This is a genomic window from Luteibacter sp. dw_328 (assembly GCF_018449605.1).
In the GTDB taxonomy this organism is placed as follows: Bacteria; Pseudomonadota; Gammaproteobacteria; order Xanthomonadales; family Rhodanobacteraceae; genus Luteibacter.
The window spans coordinates 157,667-176,000 of the sequence record NZ_JAAVUW010000005.1 but is presented as its reverse complement, the minus strand read 5'-3'; the positions used below and the strand labels follow the sequence as shown (position 1 = coordinate 176,000).

Sequence of the window (18,334 nt, the reverse complement as noted above, 5' to 3'; positions counted from 1 at the left end):
TAAACGTACGGTCAGGGGAATGGCTGACTCCACTCCTACCGCCCCGGTCGTCGCCAGAACGTGGACGCCCCGGCCGGTCAGGCCGGGCCCCAATAGCCGATGCGTCGTCGGATCTTCAGTTTGCGCCACAGATTGAGGGGCTTACGCCGCCGGTTACGCCCGCCTTCGGCAATGAACTGGTCGATCGCATCGAGCACCCGCTCGCTGGATTTGCCGTCGCGGTAGGGGTGGATGCTGGCTCCGAAGTCGTCGATGGCCTTCATCAGCTCAGGCGAACGGGCCAGCGCGCGCTCGATGGCCGGTTCGAATTGCTCCGGGGCGTCGATGTCGATCAGCTGCGGACCGGGCGCCCGGTTCTTGAAGGTCACCACCGGTTTGCCGGTGAGCAGGAACTCACTCAGCGCCGACGAGGTGTCCGAGCACATCATGTCCGCCTGGCCGAACAGGTCGAGGATATTGTCGTCGTCGGCGAAGCGCAGATGCTCGTTCGCCAGTGCGCGGTACTTGGCCGTGGTTTCCGGGTTCATCTTCGGGTGGAAGGTGACGATGAAGCGGTAACGGCCGTCGCGCGAAAGCTCACGGACCTTGTCGTAGAGGATCTCCGCGGCGCTCCACGAGGGCGAGAACGTGGAGTGATAGAGGATGACTGGCGGCTGGCGCAGCGGAGGTACCGGTCGCGCGCCCATCTCGCCCATGAAGGGGTCGAGCTTGGGCCAGCCGGTTTCCTTCACCGCAAAATGGTCCATCTGCGCGGCGATGTCGCCAAAGGCCTTCGTGTCCTTCGGACCGGTGGTGCAGTAAAGGTCGAAGAAACCGCGGATATAAATGTGCCGGGGCTTGCCGGCATTGAAGCCGTGGAAGGTCTCCACCTTCACGCCCGGAAAGAAATGCGGCACGGCATTGCTCGAGGTGACCACCGCAATCGGATTGAACCGGCGCACTTCTTCCGTCGTGCGCAGCCAGGTCTCGCCGGCCACCAGGTCTTCGCCGCCGGGGCCGTCGAAGAACCACGCCGCCTCGTCGCCGCGTGCACGGATGGCGTCCTGCAGCGGGCGCAGGATAGCCAGCGCATAGCGCTCCGAGCCGTAGAGGAGATAGTGCTTCTTCATGTGGAGGTTTCCGAGCCACGGTCCAAGCCGTGACGGTGCAGGGCCGTGGCGGCGGATTCACGCGAGGCAGGGTTGTGCCGCATTTCGTAGTAACGCATGCGCTTGTAAACCGCGTAGCTGGCGGCGGTCTGGGCGATGATGAATCCGCGCCAGCCGTCGAACATCGCGAGGCGGAAGACATAATCCTTGATGAAGGCGAGCATGAAGACAAACGGCGTCTGCCACATGCGCGGCGACTTGCCTTTGTCGGACCAGTCGCGGCACTTCAGTTCGGAATAACGCAGCACTTTCAGCTGTTTCTCGACCAGGCTGGGGTTGTTCACGTGGTCGAACGGGGCGCGAAGCGTACGTGCGGGGCCGTCGAAACGCAGCGACTCGTGCACGCGCGCATCCGTCCAGCGGGCCCGACCGCGGTGCCACAGGCGAGCCATCTTCTCGCCCATCGCCGGGCGGTACCAGCGCATCGGTGCGCCCATGTAGATGGTGCGTCGGCGCAGGAAGGCCGCAGCGTCCGCACTGGCCTGGAGGGCGGGCAAGGCCGCTTCCAGCTCGGCGGCGAGCTCCGGCGAGAGGAATTCGTCGGCATCCAGGGCAAGCAGCCAGTCGTGGCTGGCCTGGGTGGTGGCGAAGTTTCGTTGCGGCCCGAAGCCGAGCCAGTCCTGGTGAACCACGCGCGCCCCGTGCGCCTGTGCGATCGCCACGGTGTCGTCGGTGCTGCCGCTGTCGACAACCACCTTTTCGGCCGCAAACGGCACGCTGTCCAGGCAGCGGGCGATCGTATGCGCCTCGTTATAGGTGATCACTACAAGGGTCAGGGGGAGGCTCGCCATCGGGAAAGTCTAACCGAATCGCCCGCGGGCCCGGACCGGGCAGGGTTAAGGCGTTCCCGTTATCCTTTGCCTCCATGCGTATGACCGTCGCCATCATCACCTACAACTGGCCCGCCGCTCTCGAGCGCGTGCTCGAATCGCTGGCCCGGCAGACCCGCCTGCCCGACGAGGTCATCGTTACCGATGATGGTTCGACCGACGAGACGCGTCGCGTTATCGAGCGGGTGGCCGCGACGTTCCCGGTGCGACTGGTGCACCTCTGGCAACCCGACGACGGTGCGCGCATGAGCCGCGCGCGCAATCGCGCCATCGCCGCCGCCTCGGGCGATTACATCATCATCCTGGACGGCGACATGGTGGCCGAGCCGCATTTCGTTGCCGACCACGAAGCCTTCGCGACGCGGGGCTGCTACGTGCAAGGTTCGCGCGTCCTCAGCGACGAAGCCTTGACCCGCCGCATGCTCGCCGACGAATCCGTCCGCGCCACGTTTTTCACGCCGGGCATCGAGCGTCGTCGCCATACCTTGCGCATGCCGTGGCTGGCGCGCTGGTACGCGAAACCAAGTCAGAAAACGCGCGGCATCAAGAGCTGCAACATGGGCTTCTGGCGCGAGGACCTGCTTGCGCTGAACGGGTTCAACGAAGGAATGACCGGCTGGGGCCGTGAGGATACCGAGCTGGTCACGCGTGCGTTCCATGCCGGTCTGCAGCGTCGTGACCTGCGCTTCAGCGCCCTCGCCACGCACCTGTACCACCGCACACGGAAGAACATCGTCGATAACCCGAACGACCGCATCCTCGACGAAACGCGACGGCTCGGCCTGGTTCGGTGTGAGATCGGTGTGGACCAGCATCTGGCGGAGTTCGCTACGCCGCCACCGGACGCACGCCCCGCTTCAGCGTAAGGCGTCCAGCGCCGCACCCAGGCGCGCGGTGAAGCTGGCCTCGTTGTCGAGGTACCAGCCACGCGCGTTGGCGCCGAGCATCTCCCGCTCCGCGGCGGACATGGCGATCGCACGTTCCACCGCTTGCTCGAGCGCGGATTCGTCGAACTGCCACGTGCGTGCGAGGTGGAAGGCCTCGCCTTCGGTCGCCTGCACGGGCAAGCCGCGGCTGGCGTCGATCATCTGGTTCATCGGCGCGCCATCGCAGCTCAGTACGACGGCGGCACAGCTCATCGCCTCGACCAGGTAGTGGCCCCAGCCTTCGGTCTGCGACAGGCACAGGTGAAACGCGCACGCGTTCTGCAGGCGGCGCACCTCGGCATCCGGCAGGTGTTCGCGCACGATGCGCAGGTTGGTCGCGCCGCCTTCATCTTCGGCCGTGGGGCCACCGCGAAGCACGGTGAGCATGGGCCACTCCGGGTGGCGCTTCCACACCTCGATTAGCCGTGTCGTTCCTTTCAGCTGGCTCGAGCCCGCGGCGTGCAGAAACCCGCTGGCATCCCGCGGGACCGTGGCGTCGTAACGGTCGCGGCTGCGAAAGCCGACTTCCAGCGCGCGCAGGCCAAGGTCGGTGAAGATCCGTGTGGCCTCGTGGGTCTTGGTCAGCAGGGCGTCGTATCGCTCCAGGTAGCGCCGGCCGCGCGCCGATACCCATTCCGGATTGGGCATCAGCAGGTTGCGGCGCGCCAGTCCGAAACTCGCGGGGCGCACATGTTCGAGCGAGAGGTTGATGTCGAAACGCGGGGCGCCCAACAGCATGCGCAAGCGCATGCCGCGAAGTTTCCAGGCGCCGTCATGCCGGCGCGAGCCCAGGCGGGAAACGGTGACCTCGTGACCGAGCTCGCGCAGGGCGTCTTCGACGACGCGGATGTCGTGAGAGAGGCCGCGCTGGTTGTCCCAGGCGAGCAGGTGAATGCGCACGGTCAGGCGCTCGCGAGGGCGTCGCGTCGTCCCGCCGACGGCAGTGCCGTGGCCATGACGAAGCCGAGCACGAGGAACAGGAAGAACGAATGCGGCATGGCCCGGTAGAACACGTTGTCGGTCATGGCCGAAAGCACGTACATCGTGACCACCGCGAGGCCGGCCGTGGCCAGGGTCGCCACCCATTCGTCCCGGTCACCGAGGCGACGGACAAAGTGGACCGCCGGCAGGGCGAACAGGAGCAGCACGATGATCAGCGACGGTATGCCACCGGTGGCTGCCGCCTCCAGGTATTCGTTGTGCGGATGGTCATATTTGGCGATGGCCTGGTTGGCTTCGCCATCGGCGATGCGGGCGCGGGTGTACGCGCCGAACTGATCCACGCCGACGCCCGCGATGGGATGCTCGCTGAACGCGTCCCAGGCGGACTGCCACATCGCCATGCGCTCGCGAACCGCGCCGACGTTGTTGTCCTTGCTGAAGGTGGACATCTCGCTGCTGACCTGGCTGAACCGCTGGATCACCTGATGGTCCAGCGCGGTCGTGGTGGTCGCGACCCCGACGACCAGCACGCCTACGAAGATCAGCGCACCACGCCACTGCCCGGTACGGCGCACGTGCACCGCGATGACAATGAGCAGGGAAGGTATGAAGGCCAGCATCGGGCCGCGGCTCTGGGTCAGGATCGCCCCGTAGACGCCCACGGCGACGGCGATGGCGTGCAGCCAGCGCTCGCCTGTCACGATCCGTGGCTCGATCAACCGGATAATCGAGAACAGGGTCATGCACAGCGTGACCATGGTGAACTCGATGGCGCTCCACTCGCCGCCGTTGATTCCGTAAGCGCGTTCCACGCCCATGAGGTGATGCTGGACGATGCACGATCCACCGAGCACAAGCGTGGTCACCGCGAAGAACGTCCAGATGCCGCGCCAATGCAGGCGCCCGGTAAATGCCGCTGCGGTGACGAGGAACACCAGGGTCTGCGCGGGAAGGTCGAGCTCGTTCCAGCCCAGGTGGTGGAAGCCGATATTGAAAACGGCATAGGCGAAACGCAGCAGGCAAATGGCGACGATCGTCCACGCCACCCGGTAGCGCAGACGGGTCTCCGCGCGCGACACCAGCAGGAAGGCGCCCGTGATCACCAACGCCAGGATCGGCAAGGCCTTGGCCTTCCAGGGAACGGACACGGCAATCGGAATGATCGCCACGAGAGCGCTCAGGAGAAGCGTTCGCCAGGAACGTGTCGGATCAGCGGCCGGAGTGGCTGCAGTCATGCATAACTTCCATGCGAATTACCTGAGATGTTACATCACCGCTTACGCAGCAAGGCGTAGTACATGCCGTCGAGATCGCCCTCGCCCGGGAGAATCTGCCAGCCGATACCGGCGGCACGACCCGCTTGCAGTGCTAACGGCATGACATCCACATCAGTCCGGCTGGCGACGAACGCTCCGACGACGCCTTCGTTCTCGGCGCGGAGGATGGAACAGGTCACGTAAAGCAGACGGCCGCCAGGGACCAGCAGGTCCCAGCAGGCGGCCAGGATACGTTCCTGCTGGGCGATCAGCGTGGGAATATCCGCGCCGCGTCGATGCAGGCGGACGTCGGGCCGGCGGCGGATAACGCCCGTCGCCGAGCACGGCGCATCGATCATGATCCGGTCGAACGACTTGCCGTCCCACCAGCCGGAGGCATCTCCCGCGTCGCCCACGATCACCTCGGCCCGCAGGCCGAGGCGCTCGAGGTTCTGGCGTATCCGCGGGACCCGCTTCGCTTCGGATTCGACGGCGACCAGGCGGACATTCGCCCGCTCCAGTGCGTGGCAGGCCTTGCCGCCAGGTGCGGCGCAGGCATCGAGCACACGCTGGCCATCGGCAAGGTCGAGAAGATCCGCAGGTACCTGGGCGGCGCCGTCCTGAACCGCGAAGTCGCCTTGAGTAAAGCCGGGAAGGCGGGTGACTTCGGTACTGTGCGGCAACACCAGGGCATCGGCCAGCCAGGGATGAAGTTCGACCGTGAGGCCGGCGCCCGTCAGGCGGCCGATGACTTCCTCGCGGGTCGCGCGGTTGCGATTGACGCGAAGCATCAGTGGCGGCTCCTGGTTCGCCGCCGCCATGATCTCTTCCGCCTGGCCGGGCCAGTCGCGGGCAATCGCGTCGGCGAGCCAGGCGGGGTGCGCATGACGCGTCGCCGGCGTGGCATCCAGCGCCACATTCAGGGTCTCGCGTTCGCGCTGCCAGCGCCGCAGTACCGCATTGACCAGCCCTGCAAGCCGCGGGCGGCGCAATTCGCGCACGGCCTCCACCGTGGCCGCGACGGCGGCATAGGCCGGCAACTCGAGTACTTCCAGCTGGATCAGTCCGATGACGAGGAGCGCGTGGATCACCGGATCGTTGCGCCGGATCGACTTGTCCAGAAGCCGGTCGATCGCTGCGTCGAATCGTGGCCACCAGCGCGCGCCCTCATTGAGCAGGGCGGTGAGCAGTGCGCGATCGCGTGAGTCCGGGAGACGGGGAAAGGCGCGATCGGCCACCTCGCGTAGCGAGTGGCCCCGCAAGGCGATGTCGGCCAGTGCTTCGGCGGCCAGGGCGCGAACCGAAATCGGCTTGTTCACGAGGCAGCCTGCTTCAGTTCCGGCCGGGCGTTGAGGTAGTCGGCAGCGCCAATCGGGCGTCCGCCGGGGCGCTGCACGGTCGTGAGGCGCAGCGTGCCACCGGCGCAGGCGATGTCGATGCCGTCGCGGGTCGCGGCGACGACCTGGCCCGGCTCGGCGCCGGACGCAAGATCGAGTGCGCGTGCCGACCAGATGCGGAGGCGCTCACCGGCGACATCGGCCTCGGCAACCGGCCACGGGTTGAACGCCCGTACCTTTCGCTCGAGGGCGATGGCCGGAAGCTGGAAATCCAGCCGGGCCTCCGCCTTGTCGAGTTTGTGGGCGTACTCGACGCCCGCTTCGGCCTGGATGCGTGGGGCCAGCGTTTCGCCGGCCATGATGCGGCGAAGACCCTCCGCAAGGGCGTCCGCGCCCAGGAAGGAAAGACGGTCGTGCAGGCTGCCGCCGGTTTCGTCAGCGGCAATGGGGGTGCGGCGCTCGATGAGGACGGGGCCGGTATCCAGGCCCGCTTCCATCTGCATGAGATCGACACCGGACTCGTCGTCACCGGCCAGGATGGCCCGCTGGATCGGCGCGGCTCCGCGCCAGCGCGGCAGCAGGGAGGCGTGCACGTTCCAGCAGCCGAGCCGGGGAATGGCGAGCACCTTGCGCGGCAGGATCAGGCCATACGCCACCACGACCATCAGGTCGGGCGCGTACGCGGCCAGGCGATCGCGATCGGCTTCCGCCTTGAACGACTCCGGCTGCTCCACGGGGATGCCGGCGGCAAGCGCCGCCGCCTTGACCGGGCTGGCGGCAAGCTTGCGCCCGCGTCCGGCCGGGCGATCGGGCTGGGTGTAGACGGCCACGACCTCGGCGCCGCTGGCGCGGCAGGCTTCAAGGCAGGCGACGGAGAAGTCGGGCGTTCCGGCGAACACCACGCGCAGGGGACGCACCGGCGCGCTCAGGCGCTTGCCTTGCGCTGCTTGTCCATCCGCTTCAGGAGCATGCCGCGCTTGAGCGGCGATAGGTAGTCGACGAAGACCTTGCCGGCGAGGTGATCCATCTCGTGCTGGATGCAGACGGCCAGGGGGCCCTCCACATCCACCATGATCTCGGCGCCCGAGGCGTCCTGCGCACGGACCTTGACGTGCAGCGCGCGGGTCACATCGGCGTAGATGCCCGGGAACGACAGGCAGCCTTCCTGGTAGACCTGCTGGCCGTCCTTCTCGAGGATTTCGGGATTGATCAGCACCATGGGCTGGTCGCGGTCGTCGCTCATGTCCGCGACCAGGACGCGCTTGTGCACGTTCACCTGGGTGGCGGCCAGGCCGACGCCATTGGCGGCGTACATGGTTTCGTACATGTCGGCCACGAACTGCTTCAGTTCGTCGTCGAACACGGTGACCGGGGCGGCGACGGTGCGCAGGCGCGGGTCGGGAAATTCCAGGATGGGTAGGGTGGACACGGTGTCACCTTGAACGTTTACGGGCCACTGTGGCGCGTCTTGCCTGGAAAAATGCGGGCAAGTCGGCGAAATCCAAGCAGCGCGACCCTGTAGGATGGCCCCGTATTCTACGCGCGCACCAGGGGCCGGGCGAGCATCCGGACGTATTGTGCCCGTTAACGATTCAGTTACACTCGCGACAGCACCGGGGAAGGGGGAAATCCCGCATGATCAAGAAGTTCGCCATGCTGCTGGGCGGCATGTTTTTTACCGTGGCCGTTTATGCCGCCGCGGCCCAGCTCCGTCCCAATCACCCGGACACCTATACGGTGCGCAAGGGCGACACGCTGTGGGACATTTCGGCGCGCTTTCTGAGCAAGCCATGGCTCTGGCCGGAAATCTGGCAGGCCAACCCGCAGGTCCAGAACCCGCACCTGATCTACCCGGGTGACGTGCTCAACCTTTCCATGAACGGTAGCGGCAACCCGCATCTCGGCCTCCAGCCGCGGGTGCGTACCGAGGGCGACGCCGTCACGGCCATCCCGCTTGCCGACCTGCGTATGTTCCTGAAGGAAATGCGTGTCATGGACGCCGACGCGGTCGAGCAATCGCCGTACCTGATCGGGTTCGAGGAAAACCATCTCCGCGGCACGCCCGGCTACAAGATCTACGCCAAGAACCTCGATTCGGCGGCGCCGGGTCAGCGTTGGGCGATCGTACGGCCGACCAACCGCTTCCGTGACCACGGTGGCGACACCGGCAACATCGACAATGTCGGCAATCGTGAGCACGGTTCGTTCGTGGCCGACGAGCTCGACAGCGACGCCTCCATGGCGCCGGGTCCGTGGCGCGAGGATACGGCCCACGACACCCACAACGGCCGGGGCACCGACCAGGGCGTCGAGGTCTCCGTCATCGGTACCGCCGAGGTCATCGCCACCAACGGCGAGGTTGCCAGCCTGATCCTCGTCGATTCGACCCTCGAGGTTCGCAAGGGCGATCGCCTGATGCAGGTCGACGACAAGCCGTACGACCCGTATTTCTACCCGCATGCGCCCAAGGCCATGCCGGCGGATCCCCGGGTGATCGGCTATACGGACGCGCTCAATGGTGTCGGCAGCCGTCAGGTGGTCTCGATTTCCGCAGGTACGGCGGACGGCATCGACAACGGCACGACGTTCACCGTGATGTCCCAGGGCGACAAGATCCCCGATGAAGTGTCCGGCAACTACAATCGCCGCGATACCTCGCCCAAGGTGCAGCTGCCCGACGAATACGGCGGTCATGTCATGGTCTTCCGTACGTTCGACCACGTCAGCTACGCCCTGGTCATGGACGCGCTGCGTCCGCTCAAGAAGGGCGACAAGCTCACCCTTCCCGAGTGACGTGCTCGGCCTGTGCCTACCTGTAGTGGGGGCGGGCTTGCTGGCAACGACGATGAAACGGCCGCCTCCTGGGCGGCCGTTTCCACTTCCGCGGGCAGCGGGTCGGGCCTCTACACTGGCCGGATGATCAATTCCGACGACCTCCGTGAGTGGCTGATCCTCCTGCGTACCCCGGGCATGAATGCCCGTCGCCTGCGCGAGGGCCTGGTGAGCCGGGGCGGTGCCGTCCCTTTGCTGCGCTGGCTGGTTCAGCACGGGGGTTCGCTCACCGCCGAAGGGCGTGGATGGATCGCCGCGCCCGACGAGGCCACCCTCGCGCGCGATCTCGCCTGGCTGGCAGCTGACGACCAGCGTCTGTTGCTGTGCACAGACGAGGATTTCCCGCCGCAACTGGAGGCTATCCCCGATCCGCCGGCCGCCCTCTTCGTCAAAGGCGACGCGTCGCTGCTCCTGCGCCCGCAGGTCGCCATCGTGGGGGCCCGCCGGGCCCAGGCGCCAGGCCTTGCCAACGCAAGGCGCTTTGCCGAAGCGCTGGCCGTGGGTGGCCTTCTGGTTACCAGCGGCATGGCCGACGGCGTCGACGGAGCCGCCCACGAGGCGGCACTGGACGCCGGCGAGCCCACCATCGCGGTCATCGGTACCGGTCCGGATCGGGTCTATCCGCCCAAGCACCACGCGCTGGCACAGAGAATCGCCGCTCATGGCGCCATCGTGAGCGAATACCCACCGGGCGTGGCGTCACAGCCGCAGCACTTTCCGCAGCGCAACCGGATCATTGCCGGCCTCAGTCTGGGCGTCCTGGTCATCGAGGCGGGATTGCGCTCCGGCTCGTTGATTACCGCCCGGGTTGCCGGGGAACAGGGCCGCGAGGTATTCGCCCTTCCGGGCTCCATTCACAATGCGTTGGCCGAAGGCTGTCACGCTCTGATCGCTGAAGGCGCCCGTCTGGTCCAGCGCGCCGATGAGATTCTAGGTGTGCTGGGCCCTGCAGCGGTCGAGCTGGGCGCCGAACTGCGGGCCCGGCTAGCGGGCTCCGAGGCCGGTCCGGCAGTGGGACGGCGCAAGACTGGCCCCTTCGACTGGCGCCAGGATGACGAATATCGCCGCCTTCTCGACGCCATGGGTTACGATCCCGCCTCTTTGGACGCCCTGATCGGTACGACGGGCTTCACCGCTGGCGCACTGTCTTCGATGCTTCTGATGCTTGAGCTCGAGGGCGAGGTTGCCTCCCTGCCCGGGAACCGCTATCAGCGTGTGGTCTGATCGCCGACGCTTGACAGCCGTCACGGCGATATGTTTCCAACTAAATATATACATACGCTGGGGTTCACTCGCCCCGACGGACTTCGGAACCGACTAACGCATGGCTAAGAACCTCCTCATCGTCGAATCGCCGGCCAAGGCCAAGACGATCAACAAGTACCTGGGACCCGACTTCCAGGTGCTGGCGTCGTATGGCCACGTGCGCGACCTGCGACCGAAGGAGGGCGCGGTCGACCCCGACCATGGCTTCGCCATGGCCTACGAGGTCATCGACCGGAACGAGAAACACGTCGACGCCATTGCCAAGGCGGCGAAGGTAGCGACCAGCATCTATCTCGCGACCGACTTGGATCGCGAAGGTGAGGCGATCTCCTGGCACATCAGCGAAATCCTCCGCGAGCGTGGCCTTCTTGAAGGCAAGGACGTCCAACGCGTCGTCTTCAGCGAGATCACCCCTCGCGCCATCAAGGAAGCCGTCGCCAATCCGCGCAAGCTGTCCCACGACCTCGTCGATGCCCAGCAGGCCCGTCGCGCCCTCGACTACCTGGTCGGCTTCAACCTCTCTCCGGTGCTCTGGCGCAAGGTGCAGCGCGGTCTCTCGGCAGGACGCGTGCAGTCGCCGGCCCTGCGCATGATCGTCGAGCGCGAGCTGGAGATCGAAGCCTTCACGGCCCGCGAGTACTGGACCATCCAGGCCAACATGGCCCATCCGCAGGGTGATTTCGACGCCCGGCTGGTCAAGCTCGACGGCAAGAAGTTCGAACAGTTCGACCTGACCAACGAGGCCGATGCCACGGCCGCCCGCGCGGCGCTGGAGAAGGCGGCCGCCGGCAAGTTCACGGTCGGCGAAGTCACCAGCCGCGAGCGCAAGCGTCGCCCGGCGCCGCCGTTCACCACGTCCACGCTGCAGCAGGAAGCCGCCCGCAAGCTCGGCTTCTCGACCAGTCGCACCATGCGCGTGGCCCAGGGTCTCTACGAGGGCGTGGCGCTCGGCAGCGAAGGCAACGTCGGCCTGATCAGCTACATGCGTACCGATTCGGTGGCCTTGTCCGACGACGCCGTGACCGAGCTGCGCGAACTCATCGCGCGCGAATACGGCAAGGGTGCCTTGCCCGACGCCGTCCAGGTCTACAAGTCCAAGTCCAAGAACGCCCAGGAAGCGCATGAGGCGATTCGACCCACCTCGGCCATGCACATGCCGCGCACCGTGGCGTCGTTCCTCAACGACGACCAGCGCAAGCTCTACGAGCTGATCTGGAAGCGCACCGTCGCCTGCCAGATGGTCCATGCCACGCTCAACACCGTCTCGGTGGAGTTCCCGGTCGGTGAGTCGGCGTTCCGCGCCACCGGTACCACCGTGATCGATCCGGGCTTCCTCGCCGTGTACGAGGAAGGCAAGGACCAGAAAACCGAGGACGACGACGAGCAGCGCCGCCTGCCGCGCCTGGCCCAGGGCGATGTCGTGCCCGTGGCCGCCGTCGTGGCCGACCAGCATTTCACCGAGCCGCCGCCGCGCTTCTCCGAAGCCAGCCTGGTCAAGACGCTCGAGGAATACGGCATCGGTCGCCCTTCCACTTACGCAAGCATCATCCAGGTGCTGCTCAGCCGTGAGTACGTGCTCCTGGAGAGCCGTCGCTTTCGTCCAACGGACGTCGGTCGTGCCGTAAGCCAGTTCCTCTCCGGTCATTTCGCCCAGTACGTGGATTACGACTTCACCGCCCGCCTCGAAGACGAACTCGACGCGGTGAGCCGCGGCGAAGAAGCCTGGGTGCCGCTGCTCGAACGTTTCTGGCTGCCATTCAAGACCCTCGTGGACGACAAGACCGAATCGGTCGATCGCAACGAGGCCACCGGAGCGCGCGAACTCGGCGAAGATCCCAAGAGCGGCAAACCGGTCTCGGTGCGTCTGGGCCGCTACGGTGCCTACGCGCAGATCGGCACCAAGGACGACGAGGCCAAGCCGACCTACGCCAGCCTGCGCCCCGGCCAGAGCATGCACACCATCACGCTCGAGGATGCGATGGAGCTGTTCAAGCTGCCGCGCAACCTCGGCCAGTCCGAGGCGGGTGAAGACATCACCGTCGGCGTCGGCCGCTTTGGTCCTTTCGTGAAGCAGGGCAGTACCTATGCCTCGCTCAAGCCCGAGGACGACCCGTACACCATCGAGCTGCCGCGCGCGCTCCAACTGGTGCAGGAGAAGCTCGAGGCCATCGCCAACCGCATCATCACCGACTTCGGTAACGACATTCAGGTGCTCAACGGCCGCTATGGCCCGTATATCACCGACGGCGAAAAGAACGCGCGCATCCCGAAGGACCGCGAGCCGAAGACGCTGACCCTGCCCGAGTGCATCGAGCTCCTTGCGGCCGCGCCGATCAAGAAGCCGCGTGGGGGAAAGGCGGCAAAGAAGACGGCCACCAAGAAAGCCGCGGCCAAGAAGGCGGCGACGAAGAAAGTCGCTGCACCGAAGGACGCCACGGCCAAGAAGACAGCCGTGAAGAAAACGGCGGTGAAGAAGACCGCCACCAAGAAGGCAGCGACGAAGAAGGCGGCGGCCAAGAAGGCGCCAGCCAAGACCGCCGCCGCCAAGTCGGTTTCCCCGTCCGTCGACTGACATGCGCCGCTTCACTACGGCCACGGTCGACGCCGCTGCCGCGCTCGTGCGCGGCGGTGGCGTTCTCGGCTACCCCACCGAGGCCGTGTATGGCCTTGGCTGCGATCCGCATGATCGTGATGCCTTCGATCGCCTCTTCGCATTGAAGGGTCGCCCCGCGACGCAGGGCGTGCTGCTCATCGCCGCCGACTTCGAGCAGATCGCGCCCTATATCGACCTGGCTGCTGTGCCGCCGGCCGTGCTCGACGAGGTCCGCGCCTCGTGGCCCGGGCCCCATACCTGGATTTTTCCGCGTAGCGGCCATGTTCCTGACTGGGTGGCTGGCGCGCATGCCGGCATTGCCCTGCGCGTGACCGCGCACGCCCCCGCGGCCGCGCTGTGCCGCGCCTTCGGTGCCCCGCTGGTCTCCACCAGCGCCAACCCCCACGGGGACGCACCGGCGCGAGACGTTGCCACGCTGGAACGTTACTTCGGTGATCGCCTTGACGGTGCGCTCGACGCGGCACTCGGTGACCAGGAGCGGCCCACCACCATCCGTGACGCCCTCAGCGGCGCTATCATCCGCGCCTGAGAGGGGGAGTAAGCCGTTGTCGATCGTCCATTCCGAGATTTCCGGGCGCCCGGGCGCCTCGCCGTTGCCGTTGCTTGTCGGCCCGCCTTCCCGCGTGGTCGCGTGGCGCGACGGGCATGCCGTGACGGCGGCGACCTTCCTCGGCCACGTACACCAGGTGGCGGCGAAGCTTCCCGAAGCCGACAGCGCGGTCAATCTTTGCGAAGACCGCTACGCCTTCCTCGTCGCCTTCGCGGCCCTCGTGGTGCGTGGCCAGACCAACCTGCTGCCACCCTCGCGCGCACCCCACGCCGTCGATGAAGTCATGGCGAATCATCCCGGTGCCTATGCCATCGGTGAGCTCGACCTGTCGCCCGCACCCCCCGGCTACCTCCGCATGCCGGAGCTGGACGACGTGCTGCCGGCCTGTGGCGGCATCCCGTCGGTGCCAGCCGATGCGGTGGTCGCGATCGGCTACACCTCCGGGTCGACCGGCAAGCCCAAGCCGAACGTGAAGACGTGGGGCAGTTTCGTCGCCAGCAACGCGGGCAATGCCGCCATGCTCGGTTTGGCCATCGGCGACGCGTTCCATGTCGTCGCCACGGTGCCGCCCCAGCACATGTACGGCATGGAGATGTCCGTGCTGATGCCCCTGCTTTCCGATGTGAGCGTGCATGCGGGCCGGCCCTTCTTCCCGGCGGACGTGGCGAGCGCACTGGCTTCGTTGCCCAAACCGCGCGTCCTGGTGACGACGCCGGTGCACCTTCGTGCGCTGATTGAATCCGGTGTCAGCCTGCCGCCGCTGGCGGCCTTTGTTTCGGCAACGGCGCCCATGCCGGTCGAGCTGGCCACGTCAGCTGAACAGCGTTTCGGCGCGCCGTTGCACGAGGTCTTTGGCTCCACCGAAACCTGCGTGTTCGCCAGCCGGCGCACGGCCGTCGACGAGGATTGGCAGCTCTACGACGGCGTGGTGCTGCATCCGCAGCCGGACGGCACGCTGGTCGATGCGCCGCAACTGGCCGAGCCCATCGCCCTGGCCGATATCGTTTCGCTGCACGACGAAGGGCGCCGTTTCCGTCTTCGCGGGCGCAACACCGATCTACTCGAGATCGCAGGCAAGCGGGCTTCGCTGGGCGACCTCAACCGTCGTCTGCTCGCTATCGATGGTGTGGAAGACGGCGTGCTGTTCCAGCTGGACGACGGCGATGCAGCGGGCATTCGCCGCATTGCCGGCCTCGTCGTCGCACCCACGCTGACCATTGACGCCGTGCTCAACGCGCTGCGCCACGCGATGGATCCGGTGTTCTTGCCCCGGCCCCTGCGCCTGGTCGACGCGCTGCCGCGCAACGAGACCGGTAAGCTGCCGCGCGCGCAGCTTATCGAATTGCTCGGCATTCGCTGAGCGCGCCCTCCGTGGCGCCGGGTAGAATGCCGGGTTCAAAGCCTGGAGACACCCCATGAAAGTCCTCGTTATCGGCGGCGGCGGTCGCGAACACGCGCTGGCCTGGAAGCTCGCTCAGTCCGCCCGCGTGGACGAGGTGATCGTGGCGCCGGGCAATGCGGGTACCGCGAAGGAACCGGGGCTGCGCAACGCGCGCGTGGCCGTGACCGATATCGAAGGCTTGCTGGCCCTGGCAAAAAGTGAGGGCGTCGAGCTCACGGTCGTCGGGCCGGAAGTGCCGCTGGTCGCCGGTGTGGTGGATCGCTTCACCGCCGAAGGCCTGCGCTGTTTCGGACCCACCGCCAAGGCGGCCCAGCTAGAAGGCAGCAAGGCCTTCGCGAAGGACTTCCTGGCCCGCCACCGTATTCCGACCGCGCACTACGCCGTATTCACCGAACTGGCGCCGGCGCTTGCTCACGTGCGCCAGACCGGAGCGCCCATCGTCATCAAGGCCGACGGCCTTGCGGCCGGCAAGGGCGTCGTCGTGGCGATGAGCCTGGACGAGGCCGAGGCGGCGCTGGAAGACATGCTCGGCCAGCAGGCCTTCGGCGACGCATCGTCGCGCGTGGTGATTGAGGAATTCCTCGACGGCGAGGAAGCCAGCTTCATCGTCATCGCCGATGGCAAGCACGCGTTGCCGATGGCGACCAGTCAGGACCACAAGCGTCGTGACGATGGCGACCTGGGTCCGAATACGGGCGGCATGGGTGCCTATTCGCCCGCGCCCGTCGTGACTTACGCGGTTTCTGCCCGTGTCATGCGCGAGATCATCCAGCCGACGCTCGACGGCATGGCGGCCGACGGCGCCCCCTTCACCGGATTCCTCTATGCGGGCCTGATGATCGACAAGGCCGGCGTGGCCAAGGTGATCGAGTTCAACGTGCGCTTCGGTGACCCCGAGACGCAGCCGATCATGCTTCGCCTCACCTCCGATCTCGTCGACCTCATCGAGGCGGCGCTGGACGGCGATGTCACGGCGGTACGCGCCGAATGGGATGCGCGCCCTTCGCTCGGCGTCGTGCTCGCCGCCGGCGGGTATCCCGGCAAGGTGCGTGCGGGAGACGCGATTGAAGGCGCGGATGCCGATTTTGGTGCGAACGTCAAAGTCTTCCACGCAGGCAGCGCGCTCGCCGCGGATGGGCGGGCGGTCACCGCCGGCGGTCGCGTCCTTACGGTCTGTGCCATCGGCGACGACCTCGCCGCCGCTCGCGCGGCAGCCTATGCCGCGCTGGCGACCGTGCGCTTCGAGGGCGCGTTCTATCGCCACGACATCGCCCATCGCGCTCTGGCGCGGGGCTGACCGCACCCTACGGGGGCTCGGGTACACTCACCGCGAATAAACGGTGGGTGGTCACGGAATGTCCCAGTTCAAACTTCTCGGCACGCGCCGCTTTGCGCCCTTCTTCTGGACGCAGGCGCTCGGCGCGTTCAACGACAACGCATTTCGCAATGCGATGGTCATGCTGGTCGCCTTCCAGATGGCCTTGCCCGACGCACAGGTGTCGCTCTACACGAACCTCGCGCCTGCGCTGTTCATCCTTCCGTATTTCCTTTTCTCCGCGACGGCCGGGCAGATCGCGGAGAAGTTCGAGAAGACGCGACTCATTCGTTACGTGAAGCTATTCGAGATCGCGGCGATGGTCGTGGCCGCGATAGGCTTCTTCACGCACCACATTTCATTGCTGCTCGTGGTGTTGTTCCTGATGGGCATGCACTCGACCATGTTCGGGCCCATCAAGTATTCGATCCTGCCGCAGGCCCTCCAGCGCGATGAACTGGTCGGCGGCAATGCGCTGGTCGAGATGGGCACGCAGCTGGCCATGCTGGTCGGCATGATTGTCGGCAACTCGCTGATGCTGATCGCGGGCTATGGCACGTTGGCGGCGTCGCTGACGACCATCGCGATTGCCGTGACCGGCTACTTCGTAAGCCGCTCCATTCCCGCTGCGCCAGCCACGGCGCCGACATTGAAATTCAACTGGAATCCTCTAAGCGAAACCTGGCGTGTGCTCAAGCTCACCCACGAGGACCGCGCCATCTTCAACGCGGTGCTTGGTATTTCCTGGTTCTGGTTCTTCGGCACCGTGATGATCGCGCAGCTGCCGAATTACACGCGTCACGTGCTCAGCGGCGACGGCTCGGTGAACACGCTGGCGCTCACGCTGTTCTCCATCGGCACCGGTATCGGCTCGCTGCTCTGCGAGCGGCTCTCCGGCAAGCGGGTGGAAATCGGTCTCGTGCCGATCGGTGCCTTCGGCCTGACCGTGTTCGCGGTCGACCTGTTCTTCGCGCATCCGCTCGTACCGGCAGGCACGACCCTCAGCTGGACCGCCTTTCTAATGGCGCCGGGTGCGTGGCGGGTCGCGCTGGACCTCACCATGATCGGCGCGTTCGCGGGTTTCTACGTGGTGCCGTTGTTCGCCTTCGTGCAGAGCCGCGCCCCACGGGAACGCCTGTCGCGCATCATCGCCGGCAACAACATCGTGAATGCGCTGCTCATCTGCATTGCGTCGGGGTTCGGCATTGGCCTCACGGCGCTCGGCTTCAGCGTGCCGACGATCTTCCTCGTCACCGGCCTGATCAACATCGCCGTCGCGGTGTATATCTTCACGCTGGTCCCCGAGTTCATGATGCGGTTCATCACCTGGATCCTCGTGCATACGCTTTATCGCGTGCGCGTGGACGGGCTGAAGAACGTGCCGGACGAAGGCGCCGCGCTGGTGGTCTGCAACCACGTGAGCTTCATGGATCCGCTGATCCTCATGGCCAGCGTGCGTCGGCCCATGCGCTTCGTCATGTACTACAAGATCTTCAACATCCCGGTGTTGAACTTTGTCTTCCGGACCGCGAAGGCGATCCCGATTGCCGGACGCAACGAGGACGCCGCACAGCTGGCGCGGGCGTTCGAACTCATCGACGAGGCGCTGGCCGCGGGCGAGGTGGTCTGCATTTTCCCCGAAGGGGGCCTGACCAAGGATGGGGGCATCGCGACGTTCCGTCCGGGCGTCGACCAGATTCTTGCGCGACGGCCGGTGCCCGTCGTGCCACTGGCGCTGCGGGGCATGTGGGGCAGCATCTTCAGCCGGCACGACAGCGCGCTGCGCCGCTCACGTCTGCCGCGGCGCTTCTGGTCGAGGATCGAGCTGGTGGGCGGCTCACCGCTACCGGCGGGCGAGGCGAATGCGATCGTGCTGGAAGCGCGGGTGGGCGAGCTTCGCGGCGACAAGGCCTGAG

General features: G+C 66.4%; 15 protein-coding genes. 8 read left to right on the top strand and 7 right to left on the bottom strand.

Annotated features, from left to right (window positions below):
* Positions 1-77: 77 nt before the first annotated feature.
* Positions 78-1,109 carry a CDP-glycerol glycerophosphotransferase family protein gene (locus HB634_RS13545; protein WP_213948928.1) on the bottom strand — a complete coding sequence of 344 codons (1,032 nt, stop codon included), beginning with the start codon at positions 1,107-1,109 and terminating at the stop codon, positions 78-80.
* Complete coding sequence (locus HB634_RS13540; RefSeq protein WP_213948927.1) at positions 1,106-1,939, bottom strand: glycosyltransferase family 2 protein; 834 nt, start codon at positions 1,937-1,939, stop codon at positions 1,106-1,108. Before HB634_RS13540 ends, HB634_RS13545 begins: the two co-directional genes overlap by 4 nt.
* 74 nt (positions 1,940-2,013) lie before the next feature.
* Between HB634_RS13540 and HB634_RS13535 the strand changes: the two genes are divergently transcribed.
* Positions 2,014-2,844 (top strand): glycosyltransferase family 2 protein, encoded by an 831-nt coding sequence (locus tag HB634_RS13535; protein ID WP_213948926.1) that lies wholly within the window; start codon positions 2,014-2,016, stop codon positions 2,842-2,844.
* On the opposite strand, the gene HB634_RS13530 is transcribed toward HB634_RS13535, so the two are convergent.
* From HB634_RS13530 to def, 5 genes are read right to left on the bottom strand one after another with little or no spacing between them, the layout of a single operon-like run.
* On the bottom strand, positions 2,836-3,804 hold the full coding sequence (locus HB634_RS13530) for a glycosyltransferase (protein WP_213948925.1): 969 nt from the start codon (positions 3,802-3,804) through the stop codon (positions 2,836-2,838). The two genes, HB634_RS13535 and HB634_RS13530, sit on opposite strands and share 9 nt — an antisense overlap.
* A 2-nt stretch (positions 3,805-3,806) precedes the next feature.
* Complete coding sequence (locus HB634_RS13525; RefSeq protein WP_213948924.1) at positions 3,807-5,081, bottom strand: O-antigen ligase family protein; 1,275 nt, start codon at positions 5,079-5,081, stop codon at positions 3,807-3,809.
* 35 nt (positions 5,082-5,116) lie between these two features.
* On the bottom strand, positions 5,117-6,421 hold the full coding sequence (gene rsmB / locus HB634_RS13520) for a 16S rRNA (cytosine(967)-C(5))-methyltransferase RsmB (RefSeq protein ID WP_345777500.1): 1,305 nt from the start codon (positions 6,419-6,421) through the stop codon (positions 5,117-5,119).
* Positions 6,418-7,347: a methionyl-tRNA formyltransferase gene (gene fmt, locus HB634_RS13515; RefSeq protein WP_213949126.1), complete on the bottom strand. Its 930-nt coding sequence runs from the start codon at positions 7,345-7,347 to the stop codon at positions 6,418-6,420. Before fmt ends, rsmB begins: the two co-directional genes overlap by 4 nt.
* Before the next feature lie 17 nt (positions 7,348-7,364).
* On the bottom strand, positions 7,365-7,868 hold the full coding sequence (def, locus tag HB634_RS13510; protein ID WP_063574272.1) for a peptide deformylase: 504 nt from the start codon (positions 7,866-7,868) through the stop codon (positions 7,365-7,367).
* 206 nt (positions 7,869-8,074) lie between these two features.
* Here def and HB634_RS13505 point away from each other — a divergent pair, with 206 nt between their 5' ends.
* From HB634_RS13505 to HB634_RS13475, 7 genes are all read left to right on the top strand, one after another.
* A complete protein-coding gene (locus HB634_RS13505) occupies positions 8,075-9,232 on the top strand; it encodes a LysM domain-containing protein (protein ID WP_213948923.1) in 1,158 nt (385 codons plus the stop codon).
* A 123-nt stretch (positions 9,233-9,355) separates the two neighbouring features.
* Complete coding sequence (dprA, locus tag HB634_RS13500) at positions 9,356-10,495, top strand: DNA-processing protein DprA (RefSeq protein ID WP_213948922.1); 1,140 nt, start codon at positions 9,356-9,358, stop codon at positions 10,493-10,495.
* 100 nt (positions 10,496-10,595) lie between these two features.
* Positions 10,596-13,109 (top strand): DNA topoisomerase I, encoded by a 2,514-nt coding sequence (locus HB634_RS13495; protein ID WP_213948921.1) that lies wholly within the window; start codon positions 10,596-10,598, stop codon positions 13,107-13,109.
* Between the two features lies 1 nt (position 13,110).
* Positions 13,111-13,680 carry a Sua5/YciO/YrdC/YwlC family protein gene (locus HB634_RS13490; protein ID WP_213948920.1) on the top strand — a complete coding sequence of 190 codons (570 nt, stop codon included), beginning with the start codon at positions 13,111-13,113 and terminating at the stop codon, positions 13,678-13,680.
* Between the two features lie 22 nt (positions 13,681-13,702).
* Positions 13,703-15,061, top strand: a complete 1,359-nt coding sequence (locus tag HB634_RS13485) for an AMP-binding protein (protein WP_213949124.1) — start codon at positions 13,703-13,705, stop codon at positions 15,059-15,061.
* Positions 15,062-15,116: 55 nt separating this feature from the next.
* The gene (gene purD, locus HB634_RS13480; RefSeq protein ID WP_213948919.1) at positions 15,117-16,400 is read left to right on the top strand and encodes a phosphoribosylamine--glycine ligase; all 1,284 of its coding nucleotides are present in this window, start codon (positions 15,117-15,119) and stop codon (positions 16,398-16,400) included.
* A 58-nt stretch (positions 16,401-16,458) separates the two neighbouring features.
* On the top strand, positions 16,459-18,333 hold the full coding sequence (locus HB634_RS13475) for an MFS transporter (protein WP_213948918.1): 1,875 nt from the start codon (positions 16,459-16,461) through the stop codon (positions 18,331-18,333).
* Position 18,334 lies beyond the last annotated feature (1 nt).